The sequence below is a fragment of the Streptomyces sp. NPDC006372 genome, assembly GCF_040612515.1.
In the GTDB taxonomy this organism is placed as follows: domain Bacteria; phylum Actinomycetota; class Actinomycetes; order Streptomycetales; family Streptomycetaceae; genus Streptomyces.
On record NZ_JBEXQJ010000028.1, the window covers coordinates 1 to 18,244 of the forward strand.

At 71.8% G+C, this 18,244-nt stretch carries 14 protein-coding genes; 9 read left to right on the top strand and 5 right to left on the bottom strand.

Annotated features, from left to right (window positions below):
• Window positions 1-236: 236 nt before the first annotated feature.
• A complete protein-coding gene (meaB, locus tag ABZ016_RS31350) occupies window positions 237-1,193 on the bottom strand; it encodes a methylmalonyl Co-A mutase-associated GTPase MeaB (protein ID WP_356920071.1) in 957 nt (318 codons plus the stop codon).
• A 40-nt stretch (window positions 1,194-1,233) separates the two neighbouring features.
• Window positions 1,234-2,436 (bottom strand): acetyl-CoA C-acetyltransferase, encoded by a 1,203-nt coding sequence (locus tag ABZ016_RS31355; protein WP_356920072.1) that lies wholly within the window; start codon window positions 2,434-2,436, stop codon window positions 1,234-1,236.
• 148 nt (window positions 2,437-2,584) lie between these two features.
• On the opposite strand from ABZ016_RS31355, the gene mce reads away from it, so the two are divergent.
• From mce to ABZ016_RS31390, 7 genes are all read left to right on the top strand, one after another.
• Window positions 2,585-3,025 (top strand): methylmalonyl-CoA epimerase, encoded by a 441-nt coding sequence (gene mce, locus ABZ016_RS31360; RefSeq protein WP_356920073.1) that lies wholly within the window; start codon window positions 2,585-2,587, stop codon window positions 3,023-3,025.
• 233 nt (window positions 3,026-3,258) lie between these two features.
• Window positions 3,259-7,206 carry a polarized growth protein Scy gene (scy, locus tag ABZ016_RS31365; protein WP_356920074.1) on the top strand — a complete coding sequence of 1,316 codons (3,948 nt, stop codon included), beginning with the start codon at window positions 3,259-3,261 and terminating at the stop codon, window positions 7,204-7,206.
• Between the two features lie 184 nt (window positions 7,207-7,390).
• Entirely contained in the window at window positions 7,391-8,326 is a 936-nt protein-coding gene (locus tag ABZ016_RS31370; RefSeq protein ID WP_003993012.1) for a cellulose-binding protein, read from the top strand.
• Between the two features lie 85 nt (window positions 8,327-8,411).
• Window positions 8,412-9,374, top strand: a complete 963-nt coding sequence (locus ABZ016_RS31375) for an ABC transporter ATP-binding protein (protein WP_356920075.1) — start codon at window positions 8,412-8,414, stop codon at window positions 9,372-9,374.
• A gap of 2 nt (window positions 9,375-9,376) precedes the next feature.
• A complete protein-coding gene (locus tag ABZ016_RS31380) occupies window positions 9,377-10,147 on the top strand; it encodes an ABC transporter permease (RefSeq protein ID WP_356920076.1) in 771 nt (256 codons plus the stop codon).
• Between the two features lie 130 nt (window positions 10,148-10,277).
• Complete coding sequence (locus ABZ016_RS31385; RefSeq protein ID WP_356920077.1) at window positions 10,278-11,609, top strand: ATP-binding cassette domain-containing protein; 1,332 nt, start codon at window positions 10,278-10,280, stop codon at window positions 11,607-11,609.
• Window positions 11,606-12,502 (top strand): ABC transporter permease subunit, encoded by an 897-nt coding sequence (locus ABZ016_RS31390; RefSeq protein WP_356920078.1) that lies wholly within the window; start codon window positions 11,606-11,608, stop codon window positions 12,500-12,502. The genes ABZ016_RS31385 and ABZ016_RS31390 overlap by 4 nt, the downstream gene beginning before the upstream one ends.
• An 18-nt stretch (window positions 12,503-12,520) precedes the next feature.
• On the opposite strand, the gene ABZ016_RS31395 is transcribed toward ABZ016_RS31390, so the two are convergent.
• Window positions 12,521-12,853 (bottom strand): ATP/GTP-binding protein, encoded by a 333-nt coding sequence (locus ABZ016_RS31395; RefSeq protein WP_356920079.1) that lies wholly within the window; start codon window positions 12,851-12,853, stop codon window positions 12,521-12,523.
• 266 nt (window positions 12,854-13,119) lie between these two features.
• Between ABZ016_RS31395 and ABZ016_RS31400 the strand changes: the two genes are divergently transcribed.
• On the top strand, window positions 13,120-14,148 hold the full coding sequence (locus ABZ016_RS31400; RefSeq protein ID WP_356920080.1) for an LLM class flavin-dependent oxidoreductase: 1,029 nt from the start codon (window positions 13,120-13,122) through the stop codon (window positions 14,146-14,148).
• Between the two features lie 81 nt (window positions 14,149-14,229).
• Here ABZ016_RS31400 and ABZ016_RS31405 read toward each other — a convergent pair whose 3' ends face one another.
• Window positions 14,230-14,622: an SCO5389 family protein gene (locus ABZ016_RS31405; protein WP_030246492.1), complete on the bottom strand. Its 393-nt coding sequence runs from the start codon at window positions 14,620-14,622 to the stop codon at window positions 14,230-14,232.
• Between the two features lie 256 nt (window positions 14,623-14,878).
• Between ABZ016_RS31405 and nucS the strand changes: the two genes are divergently transcribed.
• Window positions 14,879-15,550, top strand: coding sequence for an endonuclease NucS (gene nucS / locus ABZ016_RS31410; protein WP_356920081.1), 672 nt, complete (start codon window positions 14,879-14,881; stop codon window positions 15,548-15,550).
• Between the two features lie 65 nt (window positions 15,551-15,615).
• Here nucS and ABZ016_RS31415 read toward each other — a convergent pair whose 3' ends face one another.
• Window positions 15,616-18,102: an ATP-binding protein gene (locus tag ABZ016_RS31415; protein WP_356920082.1), complete on the bottom strand. Its 2,487-nt coding sequence runs from the start codon at window positions 18,100-18,102 to the stop codon at window positions 15,616-15,618.
• Window positions 18,103-18,244: the final 142 nt, after the last annotated feature.

Consider the following 18,244-nt stretch of genomic DNA (forward strand, 5'->3'; position numbering starts at 1 on the left):
GGGCCGGCCTGCCCGACACCGACGTGTTCGGCGGCGGCCTGCCCTTCGGCCGGCTGGCCGCCCTTGTCGCCGACGCGCATCCGCCCGCAGCGGTTGGCGCGTCAACGCCAGTCAGTCGGTAGGTGACCCCATCGCGCCGTTCCGAGGACGGACACCCCCCGACGCGGCCCCGACCCACCACCCCACGCATAGGCGCTACGCGCACCCCACCGAAGCAGCACAGGCCGCCGCAGGCATCACCCCTCGGTCAGCCCCGCCACCAGCTCATCAGCCGCCCGATAGGGATCCAGCTCCCCGGCGACGATCCGCTCCGCCAGCGCCCCGAGGCGGCGATCCCCGTGCAGGTCCCCGATCCGCTCCCGGAGCGCCGTCACCGCGATCGTCTCGACCTCCCTCGCCGCACGGGCGGCACGCCGCTCCGCGAGCACCCCCCGCTCCTCCATCCACGCCCGGTGCTTCTCCAGGGCCTCGACGACCTCGTCCACGCCCTCCCCCCGCGCCGCGACCGTCTTCACGATCGGCGGGCGCCAGTCCCCCGGCCCCCGGGCCTCCCCCAGCCCCAGCATGTGGTTCAGCTCGCGAGCCGTCGCGTCGGCCCCGTCCCGGTCCGCCTTGTTCACGACGTACACGTCACCGATCTCCAGGATCCCGGCCTTGGCCGCCTGGATCCCGTCCCCCATCCCCGGCGCGAGCAGCACCACGGACGTGTCCGCCTGCGAGGCGATCTCCACCTCGGACTGCCCCACCCCCACCGTCTCGACGAGGATCACGTCGCACCCCGCCGCGTCCAGCACCCGGATCGCCTGGGGCGCGGCCCACGCGAGCCCGCCCAGATGCCCCCGGGTCGCCATCGACCGGATGTACACGCCCGGGTCGGACGCGTGGTCGGACATCCGCACCCGGTCACCGAGCAGCGCACCCCCGGAGAACGGGGACGACGGGTCGACGGCCAGCACGCCGACCCGCTTGCCCTGCTTGCGATAGGCCGTCACCAGCGCCGAGGTCGACGTGGACTTGCCGACCCCCGGCGAGCCGGTCAGACCCACCACGTACGCCCCGCCCGTGAGCGGCGCGAGCGCCGCCATGACCTCCCGCAGCTGCGGGGACGCCCCCTCCACCAGGGAGATCAACCGGGCCACGGCCCGCGGCCGGCCCTCCCTGGCCTGGGCCACCAGCGTGGAGACGTCCTGCATCACAGCTCCGTTCTTGAAAAGGAGGTCCGAAAACCGGTGCTCAGGCCTTCGGTACCCGCACGATCAGCGCGTCACCCTGCCCACCGCCACCGCACAGCGCGGCCGCGCCCACGCCACCGCCGCGCCGCTTCAGCTCCAGCGCCAGATGCAGCACGAGTCGCGCACCGGACATCCCGATCGGGTGACCCAGCGCGATGGCACCACCGTTGACATTCACCTTTTCGGTGGACACTCCGAGGTCCTTCATGGACTGCACGGCGACCGCCGCGAACGCCTCGTTGATCTCGATGAGGTCGAGGTCCTCGACGCCCAGCCCCTCCTTCTTCAGAGCGTGCTGAATCGCGTTGGCCGGCTGGGACTGGAGCGAGTTGTCCGGCCCGGCCACGTTCCCGTGCGCCCCGATCTCGGCGATCCAGTCCAGGCCGAGCTCCTGCGCCTTGGCCTTGCTCATCACCACGACGGCGGCGGCGCCGTCGGAGATCTGCGAGGACGAACCGGCCGTGATCGTGCCGTCCTTGGCGAACGCCGGACGCAGCTTGCCGAGCGACTCCGCGGTGGTGTCGCCCCGGATCCCCTCGTCCTTGCTGAACAGCACCGGGTCACCCTTGCGCTGCGGGATCTCCACCGGGGTGATCTCGGCCTCGTAGAGCCCGTTCTTCTGGGCGGCGGCCGCACGCTGGTGCGACAGCGCGGCGATCTCGTCCTGCTCCGGCCGGGCGATGCCCAGCCGGGTGTTGTGCTTCTCGGTCGACTCGCCCATGGCGACCCCGTCGAACGAGTCGGTCAGCCCGTCGTACGCCATGGCGTCGAGCATCTCGACCGCGCCGTACTTGAAGCCCTCACGGGACTTGGGCAGCAGGTGCGGGGCGTTGGTCATGGACTCCTGACCACCGGCGACGACCACGTCGAACTCACCCGCACGGATCAACTGGTCGGCGAGCGCGATGGCGTCGAGACCGGACAGACACACCTTGTTGATGGTCAGCGCCGGCACGTTCATCGGGATGCCGGCCTTCACCGCGGCCTGGCGCGCCGGGATCTGCCCCGCCCCGGCCTGGAGCACCTGCCCCATGATCACGTACTGCACCTGGTCGCCACCGATTCCCGCACGGTCGAGGGCGGCCTTGATCGCGAAGCCGCCGAGGTCGGCCCCGGAGAAGGACTTCAGCGATCCGAGCAACCGCCCCATGGGCGTACGCGCGCCCGCGACGATCACCGAGGTCGTGCTGTTCGATCCAGACATGAGCTGCGATCCCCTTACCGGCTGCACTGCCGAGGAGTGAACGAGGGTTTACTTCGAATGTACTGAGTGGCACTCCGTGCCGTCATCGGGCCGTCGGTGTGATCGCGCGCACGTTGCGTAACCACCTCCGGGGCGCTGCACTGAATTCATGCTGACGCGAATCGACCACATCGGGATCGCCTGTTTCGACCTCGACAAGACTGTCGAGTTCTACCGTGCCACCTATGGCTTCGAGGTGTTCCACTCCGAGGTCAACGAGGAGCAGGGCGTGCGCGAGGCCATGCTCAAGATCAACGAAACCTCCGACGGAGGGGCCTCCTACCTGCAGCTTCTGGAGCCGACCCGCGAGGACTCCACCGTCGCGAAGTGGCTCGCGAAGAACGGGGAGGGCGTCCACCACATCGCTTTCGGTACGGCGGACGTCGACGCGGAGGCCGCGGACATCAAGGACAAGGGCGTACGCGTGCTGTACGAAGAGCCCCGACGCGGTTCCATGGGGTCACGGATCACCTTCCTGCACCCGAAGGACTGTCATGGCGTACTGACAGAACTGGTCACTTCGGCGCCCGTTGAGTCACCTGAGCACTGACCCTCGTACATAAGGGCCGGTAGGGTTGGGTCCGGTCGCCGCTCAGTCCAGGGTGACCGCGGTCCCGCCGTGCGACGGCAGGACTACCGGGGTCCGGGTTTCGGGGGACGAGCGTCGGGGCAGCAGCCCGTGCTCCGCCGATGATCTGACACCATTCCCCGGGGGCCCCGTTCGGCGTATGGACGGAGCTCGTTCGGTAAGAGTTGCGACCAGGGGACGGATGGGACCGCGCAGTGCGGGGCTACGAGAGCCAGGAGCGAGAGCCGGCGGCTGACGTCGACCACCTCTCTCGGTTCGAAGCCGAGATGAAGCGGCTGAAGACCGAGCGGGAAAAGGCGATTCAGCACGCCGAGGACCTCGGCTACCAGGTCGAGGTGCTGCGCGCCAAGCTGCACGAGGCGCGCCGCACCATCATGACCCGGCCCTCTTTCGACGGGGGCGACATCGGCTGGCAGGCCGAGCAGTTGCTGCGCAACGCCCAGGTGCAGGCCGACCAGATCCGCGCGGACGCCGACCGCGAGCTGAGCGAGGCCCGAGCCCAGACCCAGCGGATCCTCCAGGAGCACGCCGAGCAGGCGGCCCGGCTCCAGGCGGAGCTGCATCAAGAGGCGGTGACCCGGCGCCAGCAGCTGGACCAGGAGCTGTCCGAGCGCCGCCAGACGGTCGAGTCGCACGTCAACGAGAACGTGGCGTGGGCGGAGCAGCTGCGGGCCCGCACCGAGCAGCAGGCCCGCCGGCTGCTGGACGAGTCCCGGGCCGAGGCCGAGCAGTCCCTGGCCACCGCCCGCGCGGAGGCCGAGCGACTCGCCAACGAGGCCCGGCAGCGGCTGACGAGCGCCGCCGAGGAGGCCCGTGCCGAGGCCGAGCAGATCCTGCGGCGTGCCCGCGCGGACGCCGAGCGGCTCCTGAACGCCGCCTCCACGCAGGCGCAGGAGGCCACGGACCACGCCGAGCAGCTGCGCACGTCGACGGCCAGCGAGTCGGAGTCCACGCGCCGCGAGGCCCAGGAGCTGAGCAAGGCCGCCGAGCAGCGGATGGCCGAGGCCGAGGAGGCGCTGCGCAAGGCGCAGTCCGAGGCGGACAAGATGGTCGCGGAGGCCAAGGAGGCCGCCGCCAAGGCCCTGGCGAGCGCGGAGTCCGCGAACGAGACGCGCACGCGCACGGCCAAGGAGCAGGTCGCCCGGCTGGTCGAGGAGGCCACGAAGGAGGCCGAGAACACCAAGTCCGAGGCCGAGCAGCTGGTCGCCGACGCCCGCGCCGAGGCGGAGAAGATCGTCGCGGAGGCCTCCGAGAAGGCCCGTACGCTCACCGCCGAGGAGACCGCGACCCAGCTGTCCAAGGCGGCCCGAACCGCCGAGGAGGTCCTCAACAAGGCGTCGGAGGACGCCAAGAAGACCACCAGGGCCGCGGCCGAGGAGGCCGAGCGGATCCGCAGGGAGGCCGAGGCCGAGGCGGACCGGCTGCGCGCCGAGGCGCACGACATCGCCGAGGAGCTCAAGGGCGCGGCGAAGGACGACACCAAGGAATACCGCGCCAAGACCGTCGAGCTCCAGGAGGAGGCCCGCCGACTGCGCGGTGAGGCCGAGCAGCTGCGTGCGGACGCGGTCGAGGAGGGCGAGAAGATCCGCGCCGAGGCCCGCAAGGAGGCCGTGGCGCAGATCGAGGAGGCGGCGCGGTCCGCCGAGGAGCTGCTCGCCAAGGCCAAGGCGGACGCGGACGAGCTGCGGACGACGGCCCAGACGGACAGCGAGAAGGTCCGTACGGAGGCCATCGAGCGGGCGACGACCCTGCGCCGGCAGGCCGAGGAGACCCTCCAGCGCACCCGGCAGGAGGCCGAGCGGCACCGCGAGGAGGTCATCGAGCAGGCCGAGTCCCTCAAGGCGGACGCCGAGCGCGCGGTGCTGGAGCTCCACGAGGAGACCGAGCGCGCCATAGAGGCCCGCCGTACCGAGGCCGCCGAGGAGCTGACGCGGCTCCAGACGGAGGCGGAGGAGCGGCTGACCGCGGCCGAGCAGGCGCTGTCGGAGGCCCGTGAGGAGGCCGCCCGGATCCGTCGCGAGGCCGGCGAGGAGAACGAGCGGCTGCGGTCGGAGGCCGCCGAGCGGATCCGTACGCTCCAGCAGCAGGCCGAGGCGGAGGCGGAGCGGCTGCGCGACGAGGCCGCGTCGGACGCGTCCGCCGCGCGTGCCGAGGGCGAGGCCGTCGCGGTACGCCTGCGGTCGGAGGCCGCGAACGAGGCCGAACGGCTGAAGTCGGAGGCGCAGGAGAGCGCCGACCGGGTGCGCGCGGAGGCGCAGGCCGCCGCCGAGCGGCTGGCCACCGAGGCGTCCGAGACGCTGGCCGCCGCCCAGGAGGAGGCCAACCGGCGCCGGCGTGAGGCCGAGGAACTCCTCGGCAGCGCCCGGCAGGAGGCCGACCAGGAGCGCGAGCGGGCCCGCGAGCAGAGCGAGGAACTGCTGGCCTCGGCGCGCAAGCGCGTGGAGGAGGCGCAGACCGAGGCCGTACGGCTGGTCGAGGAGGCCGACCGGCGGGCCACGGAGATGGTGTCCGCGGCGGAGCAGCACGCCCAGCAGGTCCGGGACTCCGTCGCCGGACTGCACGAGCAGGCCCAGGAGGAGATCTCCGGGCTGCGCAGCGCCGCCGAGCACGTGGCGGACCGTACGCGGCGGGAGGCGCAGGAGGAGGCGGACCGGGTCCGCTCGGACGCCTACGCGGAGCGGGAACGGGCGAGCGAGGACGCGGCCCGGCTGCGTCGCGAGGCGCACGAGGAGACCGAGGCCGCCAAGACGCTCGCCGAGCGGACGATGTCCGAGGCGATCACGGAGGCGGAGCGGATCCGCGCGGACGTCGCCGAGCACGCCCAGCGGGCGCGTACGGAGGCGGCGGACGCCATCGCCGAGGCCGAGCAGAGCGCTTCGCGCACCCGGGCGGACGCCCGTGAGGACGCCAACCGCATCCGTTCGGACGCGGCGACGCAGGCGGACACGCTCATCACCGAGGCGCGCAGCGAGGCGGAGCGGCTCACCACCGAGACGGTCCAGGAGACCGACCGGCTGCGGATGGAGACGGTCACCGAGGCCGAGCGGGTCCGCACCGAGGCCCTCTCCGAGGCCGAGCGCGTCCGGTCCGAGGCGGCCGCGAAGGCCGATCGGGTACGGGCCGAGTCGGTCGCCAAGGCCGAGCAGCTGGTCAGCGAGGCGACGGGCGAGGCGGAGCGGCTGCGGGCCGAGGCCGCCGAGACGGTCGGTTCGGCGCAGCAGCACGCCGAGCGGGTGCGCGACGAGGCCGACCGTGTCAAGGCCGACGCGGAGGCCGAGGCGGAGCGGCTCGTCACGTCCGCGCGCGAGGAGGCCGACCGCACACTGGACGAAGCCCGCAAGGACGCCAACAAGCGGCGCTCCGAGGCGGCCGAGCAGGTCGACAAGCTCATCACGGAGACCACGGCCGAGGCCGACAAGCTGCTGACCGAGGCTCAGCAGCAGGCGCACAAGACCACCGCTGAGGCCGAGTCGAGGGCCGACACGATGGTGGGCGCGGCCCGCAAGGAGGCCGACCGGCTGGTTTCCGAGGCGACCGTCGAGGGCAACTCGCTGGTCGAGAAGGCCCGTACGGACGCGGACGACCTGCTGGTCGGCGCGCGCCGGGACGCCACGCAGATCAGGGAGCGCGCGGAGGAGCTGCGGGACCGCATCACCGGGGAGATCGAGGAGCTGCACGAGCGGGCCCGCCGGGAGTCGGCGGAGGCGATGAAGACGGCGGGCGACCGCTGCGACGCGCTCGTCAAGGCCGCCGAGGAGCAGCTCGCGAAGGCACAGGCCAAGGCCAAGGAGATCGTCTCGGAGGCCAACTCCGAGGCGGGCAAGGTCCGTATCGCCGCGGTGAAGAAGGCGGAGGGGCTGCTCAAGGAGGCCGAGCAGAAGAAGACCACGCTGGTCCGGGAGGCCGAGGAGCTCAAGGCCGAGGCGATCCGCGAGGCCAAGCGCACGGTCGAGGAGGGCAAGCGCGAGCTGGAGGTCCTGGTCCGCCGCCGCGAGGACATCAACGCCGAGATCTCCCGTGTCCAGGACGTCCTGGAGGCGTTGGAATCTTTCGAGGCTCCGTCACCGGCGAAGGACAACGGAGTCAAGGCAGGGGCGACGGTCGGCGCACCCCGTTCGGGTGGCAAGTCCTCGGAGGGGTAGCGGACCAGGGCGATTCCGGTGTCTGCTGGGGGCCTTTGACTGAGTCTTTGGCAAGCAGTCCTGCGGGGAGCCACCCAAAAGGGGTGTCATTTTCCAGATCAAACGCGCATCCGCTCGATGACACACCGTTTCGGCCCCTAGGATTCCACCTATCACCTCACCGGTCTCTTTCGACAGGAACCCCATGAGCGACACTTCCCCCTACGGCTTCGAGCTTGTGCGGCGTGGGTACGACCGCGCTCAGGTGGACGAACGTATCTCCAAGCTCGTCTCCGACCGTGACAGCGCTCTCGCCCGCATCACCGCTCTGGAAAAGCGCATCGAAGAGCTCCACCTCGAGACGCAGAACGCCCAAGCCCAGGTCAACGACGCCGAGCCGTCGTACGCGGGTCTCGGTGCGCGTGTGGAGAAGATCCTCCGCCTCGCCGAGGAAGAGGCGAAGGACCTGCGCGAGGAGGCCCGGCGCGCGGCCGAGCAGCACCGCGAGCTCGCCGAGTCGGCGGCCCAGCAGGTGCGCAACGACGCCGAGGCGTACTCGGCGGAGCGCAAGGCCAAGGCCGAGGACGAGGGTCTGCGGATCGTCGAGAAGGCCAAGAGTGACGCCTCCCAGCTGCGCTCCGAGGCGCAGAAGGACGCGCAGTCCAAGCGCGAGGAGGCGGACGCCCTCTTCGAGGAGACCCGCGCCAAGGCCGCGCAGGCCGCCGCGGACTTCGAGACGAACCTCGCCAAGCGCCGCGAGCAGTCCGAGCGCGACCTGGCGTCCCGTCAGGCCAAGGCCGAGAAGCGCCTCGCCGAGATCGAGCACCGCGCCGAGCAGCTGCGTCTGGAGGCCGAGAAGCTGCGCACCGACGCCGAGCGCCGCGCCCGCCAGACGGTGGAGACGGCCCAGCGTCAGGCCGAGGACATCGTGGCCGACGCCAATGCCAAGGCCGACCGCATCCGTTCGGAGTCCGAGCGTGAGCTCGCGGCCCTCACCAACCGCCGCGACAGCATCAACGCCCAGCTGACGAACGTCCGCGAGATGCTCGCCACGCTCACGGGTGCCGCGGTGGCCGCCGCCGGTACGCCGGCCGAGGACGAGCCGATCTCCCGTGGGGTTCCGGCGCAGCAGTCCCGGTAACAGCCCGGCATACGGAGTCTGAATCTCCGCAAAGCCCTCTGCCGCTCGGGTGGCAGAGGGCTTTGTCACGTTCTAGCGTGGCCGCATGATTGAGCTCGAGGGGCTGACCAAGCGTTACGGCGAGAAGGTGGCGGTCAACAACCTGTCCTTCACCGTCAGACCAGGTATCGTCACGGGCTTCCTCGGGCCCAACGGCGCGGGCAAGTCCACGACCATGCGGATGATCCTGGGTCTCGACCACCCGACCGCCGGTGACGTCCGGATCGACGGCAAGCGCTACCAGCAGCTCAAGGACCCGCTGACGTACATCGGCGCCCTGCTGGAGGCCAAGGCCTGGCACGGCGGGCGTACCGCCTACAACCACCTGCTGTGCCTCGCGCAGAGCAACGGCATCCCGACCCACCGGGTGCGCGAGGTGCTGGACACCGTCGGGCTGACGGGGGTCGCGAAGAAGAAGACCAAGGGCTTCTCGATGGGCATGGGGCAGCGGCTCGGTATCGCGGCCGCGCTGCTCGGTGATCCGCGGATCCTGATGTTCGACGAGCCGGTGAACGGTCTCGACCCCGAGGGCATCCACTGGATCCGCACCCTGATGAAGTCGCTGGCCGCGCAGGGCCGGACCGTCTTCGTCTCCTCCCATCTGATGAGCGAGATGGCCCTGACGGCCGAGCACCTCGTCGTCATCGGGCAGGGCCGGCTGCTCGCGGACACCTCCATGGCCGACTTCATCGCGCGCAACTCACGGTCGTACGTCCGGGTCCGCAGCCCGCAGCGGGAACGGCTGCTCGACGTGCTGCACCAGGCCGGGATCGTGGCGGTCGAGAGCGGTGACGGGGTGCTGGAGGTGGACGGCGGCAAGGCCGAGCACATCGGTGAGCTGGCGGCGCAGCACCGCATCACGCTGCACGAGCTGAGTCCGCAACAGGCGTCGCTGGAGGAAGCGTTCATGCAGCTGACGGCAGGGTCGGTGGAGTACCACGCACACAGCGAGACGAGCCCCGAGCCCGCACTGCAGCAGCAGTGGGGCGAGGGCTGGAAGAGGGGCTGAGCATGGCGACGACCCAGGTCGTACGGTCGGAGTGGACCAAGATCCGGTCGGTGGCGTCCACGGTGTGGACGCTCTCGCTGGTGGTGGTCGTGACGGTCGCCCTCGGCATGCTCATCTCGGCCCTGTCGAAGAACGAGTTCGACACCATGAGCGCGCGGGACCGGGCGCAGTTCGACCCGACGTTCATCAGTTTCGCGGGGATGAGTCTCGGTCAGCTCGCGATGATCGTCTTCGGCGTGCTGGTGGTGTCGAACGAGTACAGCACGGGCATGATCCGCACTTCGCTGGCCGCGGTGCCGCAGCGCGGCTCCTTCCTGTTCAGCAAGATCGCGGTGGCCACGGGGCTGGCCCTGCTGGTCGGCCTCGTCACCAGCTTCGCCGCGTTCCTCCTCGGGCAGGCGATGCTCGGCGAGCACCGGGCGGAGATCGGTGACCCGGGTGTGCTGCGGGCCGTGATCGGCGGTGGCCTCTACATGGCCCTCATCGCGATGTTCTCGATGGGGGTCGCCGCGATGCTGCGCTCGCCGATGCTGTCGCTGGGCATCCTGATGCCGTTCTTCTTCCTGATCTCCAACATCCTCGGCAACGTCGACGCGACGAAAAAGGTCGGCCGGTTTCTTCCGGACCAGGCCGGCAGCAAGATCATGCAGGTGGTCACCCCCATCGACGACGACACCCCGTACGGACCGTGGGGCGGCCTCGGGATCATGGGGCTGTGGGTCCTCGCGGCACTCGCCGGCGGGTACGTACTGCTGAAGAAGCGTGATGCCTAGGGGAGTGTGCCCGGGTGTCGCGCCCCACCCTTTACTTTGATTTGGGTGGAACCGTCAGCTCGTCGATAAGCTCCTAACCCTTACGGGGGCGTGTGCCCCGCTGTCCTGAACCTTGCGATGGGTGCGGAGCATGATCGAAGCAGTCGGCCTGACGAAGCGCTACGGCGACAAGACCGCTGTGTACAACCTTTCCTTCCAGGTGCGGCCCGGAGCCGTCACCGGCTTCCTCGGGCCGAACGGCTCGGGCAAGTCGACGACGATGCGGATGATCCTCGGCCTGGACAACCCGACGTCCGGGCACGTGACGATCGGCGGCTACCCGTACCGCAAGCTGCCCAACGCCCCCCGCCAGGTCGGCGCCCTGCTGGACGCCAAGGCCGTGCACGGCGGCCGGGCCGCCCGCAACCACCTGCTGAGCCTCGCCCAGCTGTCGGGCATCCCGGCCCGGCGGGTGGACGAGGTGCTCGGGGTCGTCGGCCTCCAGGACGTGGCCAAGAAGCGGTCCAAGGGCTTCTCCCTCGGCATGGGGCAGCGGCTCGGCATCGCCGCCGCGCTGCTCGGCGACCCGCAGGTGCTGCTGTTCGACGAGCCGGTCAACGGCCTCGACCCCGAGGGCATCCTCTGGGTGCGCAACCTGATGAAGGCCCTGGCCGCGGAGGGCCGTACGGTCTTCGTCTCCTCCCACCTGATGAGCGAGATGGCGCTGACCGCCGAACACCTCATCGTCATCGGGCGCGGACAGCTGCTCGCCGACATGAGCGTGACGGCCTTCATCTCCGCGAACTCCGCGGACTTCGCGCGCGTCCGGACGCCCGACACCGAGCCGCAGCAGCGCGAGAAGCTGTCGGCCGCCCTCACCGAGGCGGGCGGTCATGTGCTGCCCGAGCAGGACGGCGCGCTGCGCGTGACCGGGCTGCCGCTGCCCCGCATCAGCGACATCGCGCACGGCACCGACGTACGGCTGTGGGAGCTGTCGCCGCACCAGGCCTCGCTGGAGGAGGCGTACATGCGGATGACGCAAGGCGCGGTCGACTACCGCTCGACCATCGACCAGAGGGAAGGCCTCCAGCAGCCGCTGCCGCCGGGCGCGCAGCCGCCGATGCCGGTGCCGGGCCAGGGCCAGCCCGGCTGGTACGCCCCGCCGCCGCCCCAGCAGGGCAGCCTGCCGTTCGGGATGCCGCCGCAGGGGGCACCGGGGCAGGCGCCGTCGGGTCCGTACGGCGCACCTGGTGTCCCGGGCGCTCCGGCGACCGCTCCGAGCGCCCCCGACGCCTCCGGAGCGGGCACGCCCAACCCGTACGCGCAGCCGGCGGGCCGGCCGCCGCAGGCACCCGCGCAGGGCGCGCCCCAGGCACCGCATACGCCCGCACAGCCCGCGGGCCCGGCGCCCCAGACCCCTGCGGCGCCCGCCGCCGCTCCCGTCCCGACCTCCGACCTGACCAAGCCCGAGGACGCCCGATGAGCAGCCCCCAGCCCCAGATGCCGCAGGCCGCACCCAGCTGGGAGGCGGCACCCGGTGCCGCGCAGGCCCCCTCCGGCTCGCCGTACCCCGGCTACACCTCGCCGATCCCGGTCGTGCGCACGCACCTCGGGCATGCCATCGCCTCCGAATGGACGAAGATCAGGTCGGTGCGCTCCACCATGTGGACGCTCGGCGTGTTCGTCCTGCTCGTCGTCGGCATCGGACTGCTGACCGGCCTGGTGGTGTCGAACTCCAGCTCCCCCGCGGACGCGTCCGGCCAGAACGCACTGTCCCTGGGCTTCTTCGGGCTGCTGCTCGGCAGCATGTGCCTCATCACTCTGGGCGTGCTGACCACGGCTTCGGAGTACGGCACCGGCATGATCCGCACCACGACGGTCGCCTGCCCGAGCCGCGGACGGGTGCTGGCGGCGAAGGCGGTCGTGTTCTTCCTGGTCGCGTTCGTGGTGACGCTGGTGTCCAGCTCCGTCGTCGCGTTCATGCACGTGGGCATGCTGCAGGACGCCGGCGCCAAGGACCCCACCGGTGGTGAGTGGCTGAAGGCCACGGTCGGCGTCGCGCTCTACCTGGCGCTGCTGGGCCTGCTCTCGCTCGCCGTCGGGTCGATCATCCGGCACTCGGCCGGTGCCATCACCATCATGATCGGCGCGCTGCTCGCCCCGCTGGTGATCGCGCTGTTCATGTTCTCGGAGTCCCTGTCGGCCGTACGCGACGCCCTGCTCGAGTACTCGATCCCGAACCAGCTCAGCGTGTTCTACGCCAACTCGCTCAGCCAGTCCGGCCCGTCCGGCTGGGACCCGCTGTGGATCATCCTGGGCGTCACGGCCGTGGCGTTCGGCGGCGCCTTCGCCCTGCTGGAGAAGCGGGACGTGTAGTCGCGGGCCGCGAGCGGCCTAGAATCTCGGCGCGTTACGGGACCGCCGCACCCCGGGGGTGCGGCGGTCCCGCGCGTTCCAGCAGGCCTTGTGCCAGTGCCGGCGGTCGTCGACGCCCGCGTGCTCGGGCCAGGCCACCACGTGCGGCACACCGTCGGGGATCATCTGGTCGCAGCCGGGGCAGCGGTACGACTTGCCCTGCGCGCTCGCGCCGGCCACGTGCCGCACGTTCCAGTTCTCGCCCTGCCAGTCCTGCGAGGCCTGCCAGCCGCCGTAACGGCCGGGGCGGTCGTCCTCGGCGCTCCGGCCGGAAGAACCGGCGCTGTTGAGTCGGTTGCGACGCGGAGACACGGGACACCTCTCGGGGCTATACAGGAAGCACGGGCCGTCCTCTCAGCCTACGCGGCGCGGACGGGGGTACGCGTACGGCACCAATCGCCACAAGCCCCTCGCCGGGCGAGGCGGACTCCCCGCCGGGACTCCCCCGGGCTCCGCACGGAACGCCGCATTCTGCAGACAATCCGCAAAATACTCCGCCCGGCCGTGTCCTCGGCACGTGTCAGACGGTTATGCCCTGTGGGGGAGCTCCGTGTCGGAGCCAAGGAAGCAGGAAAGCAATGCGCGTTGGAAGTTTCGTGTTGGCGGCCCAGTTCCCCGGTCAGGGCGAGGGAGAAGCGCTGCACCGCGCGGTCCGCTCGGCCGAGGTGGCCGAGGAGGCCGGGCTCGACACGGCCTGGCTGGCCGAGCACCACTTCGTGCCCTACGGCACGTGCCCGTCGGCCGTCACCCTGGCCGCCCTGCTGCTGGGCCGCACCCGCCGCCTCCGGGTCGGTACGGCGGTCAGCGTCCTGCCCACCGCCCACCCCGTGGCCCTCGGCGAACAGGCCGCGCTGCTGCACCACACGAGCGGCGGCCGTTTCACGCTCGGTGTCGGCCGGGGCGGCCCGTGGGTCGACCTGGAGGTGTTCGGCGCGGGTCTGGAGGCGTACGAGAAGGGGTTCCCGGAGGCCCTGGACCTCCTGGTGCGCTGGCTGCGCGAGCCGTCCGTGGCGGCCGACGGGGAGCGCTTCCGCTTCCGTGAAGTGCCGGTGGTTCCCCGGCCGTCGGAGGCTCTGGGCGAGGTCCCGGGACCGGAACTGGTCGTCGCCTGCACCTCGCCGGCGAGCGTGCGGCTGGCGGCCGAGCGCGGCCTGTCGATGCTGCTCGGGATGCACGTGGGGGACGAGGAGAAGGCCGAGATGGTGGCCCTGTGGCGGCAGCACGCGCGGGCCTGCGGCCGGCCGGCCGAGGAGATCCTCGGCGCGTCCCATGTGTCGGCGGGCGTCTGCCAGATCGCGGACCGGCGGGACGACGCGGCGGAGACGCTGACGAAGGCGATGCCCGGCTGGCTGAAGCAGGGCCTGGAGGCGCACGTCACGGTCGACGGGCGGACGCGCCGGATGCGCGACCCGCTGGCCTACACCGAACTGCTCTGCGGGCTGCACCCGGTGGGCACCCCGCGCCTGTGCGCCGACCGGCTGGCGGCGACCAGCGAGCGGACCGGCATCTCCCGCTTCGCCCTGCTCGTGGAGGGCTCCGGAGATCTGGCGGCGACCGAGGAGAACGTACGGCGGTTGGGGGCCGAGGTGCTCCCCCAACTCGTCTGAGAGCGCGGTGGATTCCTGGGGGCTTGCCGCTCCGGTACAAAAGCGCACCTCCCGCGTACGGAGCGGCAAGCAGGCGGCGCCTCAGCAGTCGCGGAACTCGGGCGACTGGTTCAGCACCTGGCTGCGGACCGATGTGAAACGGCCCAGCTTCTCGTCGACCGAGGAGTCAAGCGGGAACACGGCCACCCGGTGGCAGTTCTGGAAGGCCAGCCGCACACCGAAGTGCCGTTGCAGCGCGCCGCGTATCGCGTCACTCGCAAGCGCACGCAGCAACTGACCGCGTGCCTGCTCGTCCGGCGGAGGCGTCTGGTTGTCGGCGAACGCACCGCCGTCCACCTTCAGCTGGGCCACCAGGGAGCTGATCATCTCCCACGCATAGGGCAGGGAGGTCCGGACGCAGTCGACGAATTCCGCTTCGTCGACCTCGCCTCGCTCGGCCTGTTCGAGTAGGGCCGGTGAGACGTCGAGCGACATGAGTTCTCCTCTCGCACCCCCGCCCGGCGGGCAGGGGTTGCCGGACAGATAAGGGAGTTCGCGATACCGGACACGCTGCGTACACACGTCGCGACCTCCCGTTCATACGGTAAGCAACCGACGGTGACGGCACCAGGAGAATGCGCAGATGGCACACTCTCAATGAGCACACCATGCTCACAATCGGCCATTACTGAACACGCGTTTTCCAGGGCGAATCGCGTCCACAGGTGCCTGTCGAGTAGCGTTGCCGACCATGCGTCTCGTCATTGCCCGCTGCTCCGTGGACTACGCCGGGCGGCTCACCGCCCACCTTCCCTCGGCCCCGCGCCTGATCCTGGTGAAGGCGGACGGCAGCGTCTCGATCCACGCCGACGACCGGGCCTACAAGCCCCTGAACTGGATGTCGCCGCCCTGCACGCTGAAGGAGGGCACCGGCGAGGACGAGGGCGTCTGGACCGTCATCAACAAGGCGGGCGAGAAGCTCATCATCACGATGGAGGAAGTCCTCCACGACTCCTCGCACGAACTGGGCGTGGATCCCGGTCTGATCAAGGACGGCGTGGAAGCGCACCTCCAGGAGCTGCTCGCCGACCGCATCGAGACACTCGGCGACGGCTACACCCTGATCCGCCGCGAGTACCCGACGGCCATCGGGCCGGTCGACATCCTGTGCCGGGACGCCGACGGCAAGACCGTCGCGGTGGAGATCAAGCGGCGCGGTGAGATCGACGGCGTGGAGCAGCTGACCCGCTATCTGGAGCTGCTGAACCGCGATCCCCATCTCGCCCCGGTCCGCGGCGTCTTCGCCGCGCAGGAGATCAAGCCCCAGGCCCGCGTCCTCGCGACCGACCGGGGCATCGGCTGCCAGGTCCTCGACTACGACGCGCTGCGGGGCATCGAGGACGACAAGCTGCGGCTGTTCTGACACACCCCCACGACGAAGAGGGCCGGGTCCGCGGAACGGACCCGGCCCTGCTGCGTGCACGGGTGTCAGATCACCCGGTCCGCGCTGCTCTGCGACGCGCTCGCGGACGTGGTGGCCGGGCTGCTCGACGCCGGGCCGCTGGCCGTGTCCGAGGTGCTCGGGCTGGTCGTCGGCGGAGTCGTCGTCGGCGGCTGTGAGGTCGGCGGCTCGGACGTGGGCGGCTGTGAGGTCGGCGGCTTCGAGGTCGTCGGCGGCTTCGAGGACGTGGGGGGCTTCGAAGAGGTGGGCGGCTTGGACGTCGTGGGCGGCTTCGAGGTCGTCGGCGGCTTCGACGCGGACCCGGAGGCGCCGGGGCTCGGCGAACCGCTCGGTTCGCCCGTCGGTGTCGGATCGTCCGCCGTGCCCGGTGTGCCGTCCGGGCCCGGGTCGGTCGGGCGGCTCGTCGCCGCACCCGGGTCGCCGTTGCCGTCGTCCGCCGGACGGTCGGCGCCCAGGCTGCCGCCGCTCAGACCCTGGCTGGCCGAAGGCTTGACGCCGACCTGGTCGGACGGCGGGTTCGGGTCGTTGTCGGAGGTGGCGCCGAGCGTCACCACCGTGCCGAGCACGGCGACGAGGAGGGCGCCGGCGCCCGCGGCCACCAGGTTGCGCCGGGCCAGGCCCTTGAGGCCGCCCCGGGCCGCCCGCGAGGGCGCGGGCGTGGAGCGGTGGGTGACCAGGGTCGGGGAGACGGGCTTCTGCAGGGTCGGGAAGGCCGCCGGAACGCCCTCGGCCGGGGATGCCGACTCCTCGTACCGGGCGTCGGGCACCTCCTCCCCCGCGGTCGGCCCGAGGCTCAGCGGGGTGCCCGAACGGTCCGCGACCAGGGCGAGGGCGCGGCGGCCGGCGACCGTGCCGCGCTTGTCGGAGAGGGCGCCGCGCAGGCCGACGGAGGCCTCCAGTTCGGCGCGGGCCCGGTCGAGCTGTCCGCCGCACAGGGCGAGGATGCCGAGCTCATGGTGGAAGTAGGCCTGTTCGGCGACGTCCCCGGCGAGCCGGGCGGCCTCGGCGCCGGCCCGCAGGGTCCGCTCCCAGGCGCTCCAGTGCAGCCCGGCGGCGAACGCGGGTGCGGCGGTGCGCGCCAGGTGCACGGCCGGGCTCTCCTCGCCCTCGGCCGGAGGCACGGTGAGCGGGCCGAGGACCGCCAGGGCGGCGAGGAGCGCGTCGGCCTCGGCGCTCACGCGCTCCGGCGTGACCGAGGGGTGCCCGGCCCACCAGGAGTAGTGCTGGGCGGCGCTGCGCGCACCGGCCTCGGCCTCCTCGGCGTAGCCGGCGGCTTCCAGCTGCGCCGGGACACCGGCGGCGAGCCGGTAGCGGGATCCGACCGCGGAGACCAGGCCGCAGGCGGCCAGTTCGCCGAGGGCGGCGTCGGCGTGGGTGTCGCCGACCAGGGCGGGCAGGTGGGCCTGGTGCGGGACCTCGCCGCCGAGGGCGACGGCGAACCGCAGGGTGGCGCGGGCGGAGGCGCTGAGCCGGGCGGCGAGCAGGGGTGCGGGGGCGGCTGCCTCGCCGAGCGAGGGCAGCGAGATCTCGTCGCCGTCGGCGGCGTCGTACGTCTCGGCCGGGGGCGCGTCCTCGACGACGCCGAACTCGTCGACGGCGCCGGCACCGGCGCGCAGCCGGTCCCGCTGCCGCAGCAGGGCCCCGGCCTGCACGAAGCGCAGGGGCAGGCCCTCGGACTCGAACCAGAGGTCGCCCGCCCAGTTGGACTCCTCCTCGGTGAGGGACCGGCCGACGGCGTACTCCAGCAGTTCGCGTCCGGCCGCGCGGTCGAGCCCGCCGAGGGTGACCTCCTCGACGGCGGCGTCCGCCGAGGGCGCCGGCACGTCCGGGGTGGTGCCGAGCAGGAAGGCGCACTCGGGGGTGGCGTCCAGCAGCTCGTCGAGCGCGGCCCCGCCGAACTCGAGGTCGTCGAGGACGACGACCGCGCCGATCTCACGGACGTGGGTCAGCAGTTCGTCCCGGTCCGGGCGGTGCAGGGGGGCCTTGTACACCGCGTAGAAGAGGTCGTACAGCAGTTCGCCGGAGGTGCGGCCGAAGCCGTTCAGGCGGACGACGCCGTCGGGGGCGAGGTCCGAGCAGTCCTCGGCGACGAGGTCGAGGAGGCGGGTGCGGCCGGAGCCGGCGGGGCCGGTGAGACGAACGGTGCGGCCGCGGGCGAGCAGCCGCACGAGCTGCTCGCGCTCGTCCTGGCGGGCCAGCAGGGGCAGGGCGGGCTGCGCGGGGCCGGGCGGGACGGGCGGCAGGGCGGCGCGTTCGGCCTCGGCGCGCTCGGCCGTGCCGAGTTTGACGGGACGGGCGGGCCGTTCGGCGGGCGGGCAGACCTCTATCTCACTGCCGTCGACGGGGTTGACGGTCAGCAGGAAGTCGCCGGAGACGAGCTGCACCGTGCGGGCGAGCGCGGGCGCGTGCTGGCCGAAGTCGGGCGTGAGGGATTCCCGGGGCGGACGCTGGCGCGGCCCCTGGCCGTCGCCGTCGTGGCCGTACTCCTCGGGTCCCGGGGTGTTCGGGTCCATAGGTCAAGCCCCCCAAAAGCGTGTGTGTGCTGTGAAGCCCCTCCCGGCCTTGCTGCACACCGCGCTGTCGCTTCTGGTCCGGGCCCGCTCGAAGGGTGTCAAGGCAGCGGGCAGCCGAACCCTAAACCTTCGCACAGTATCT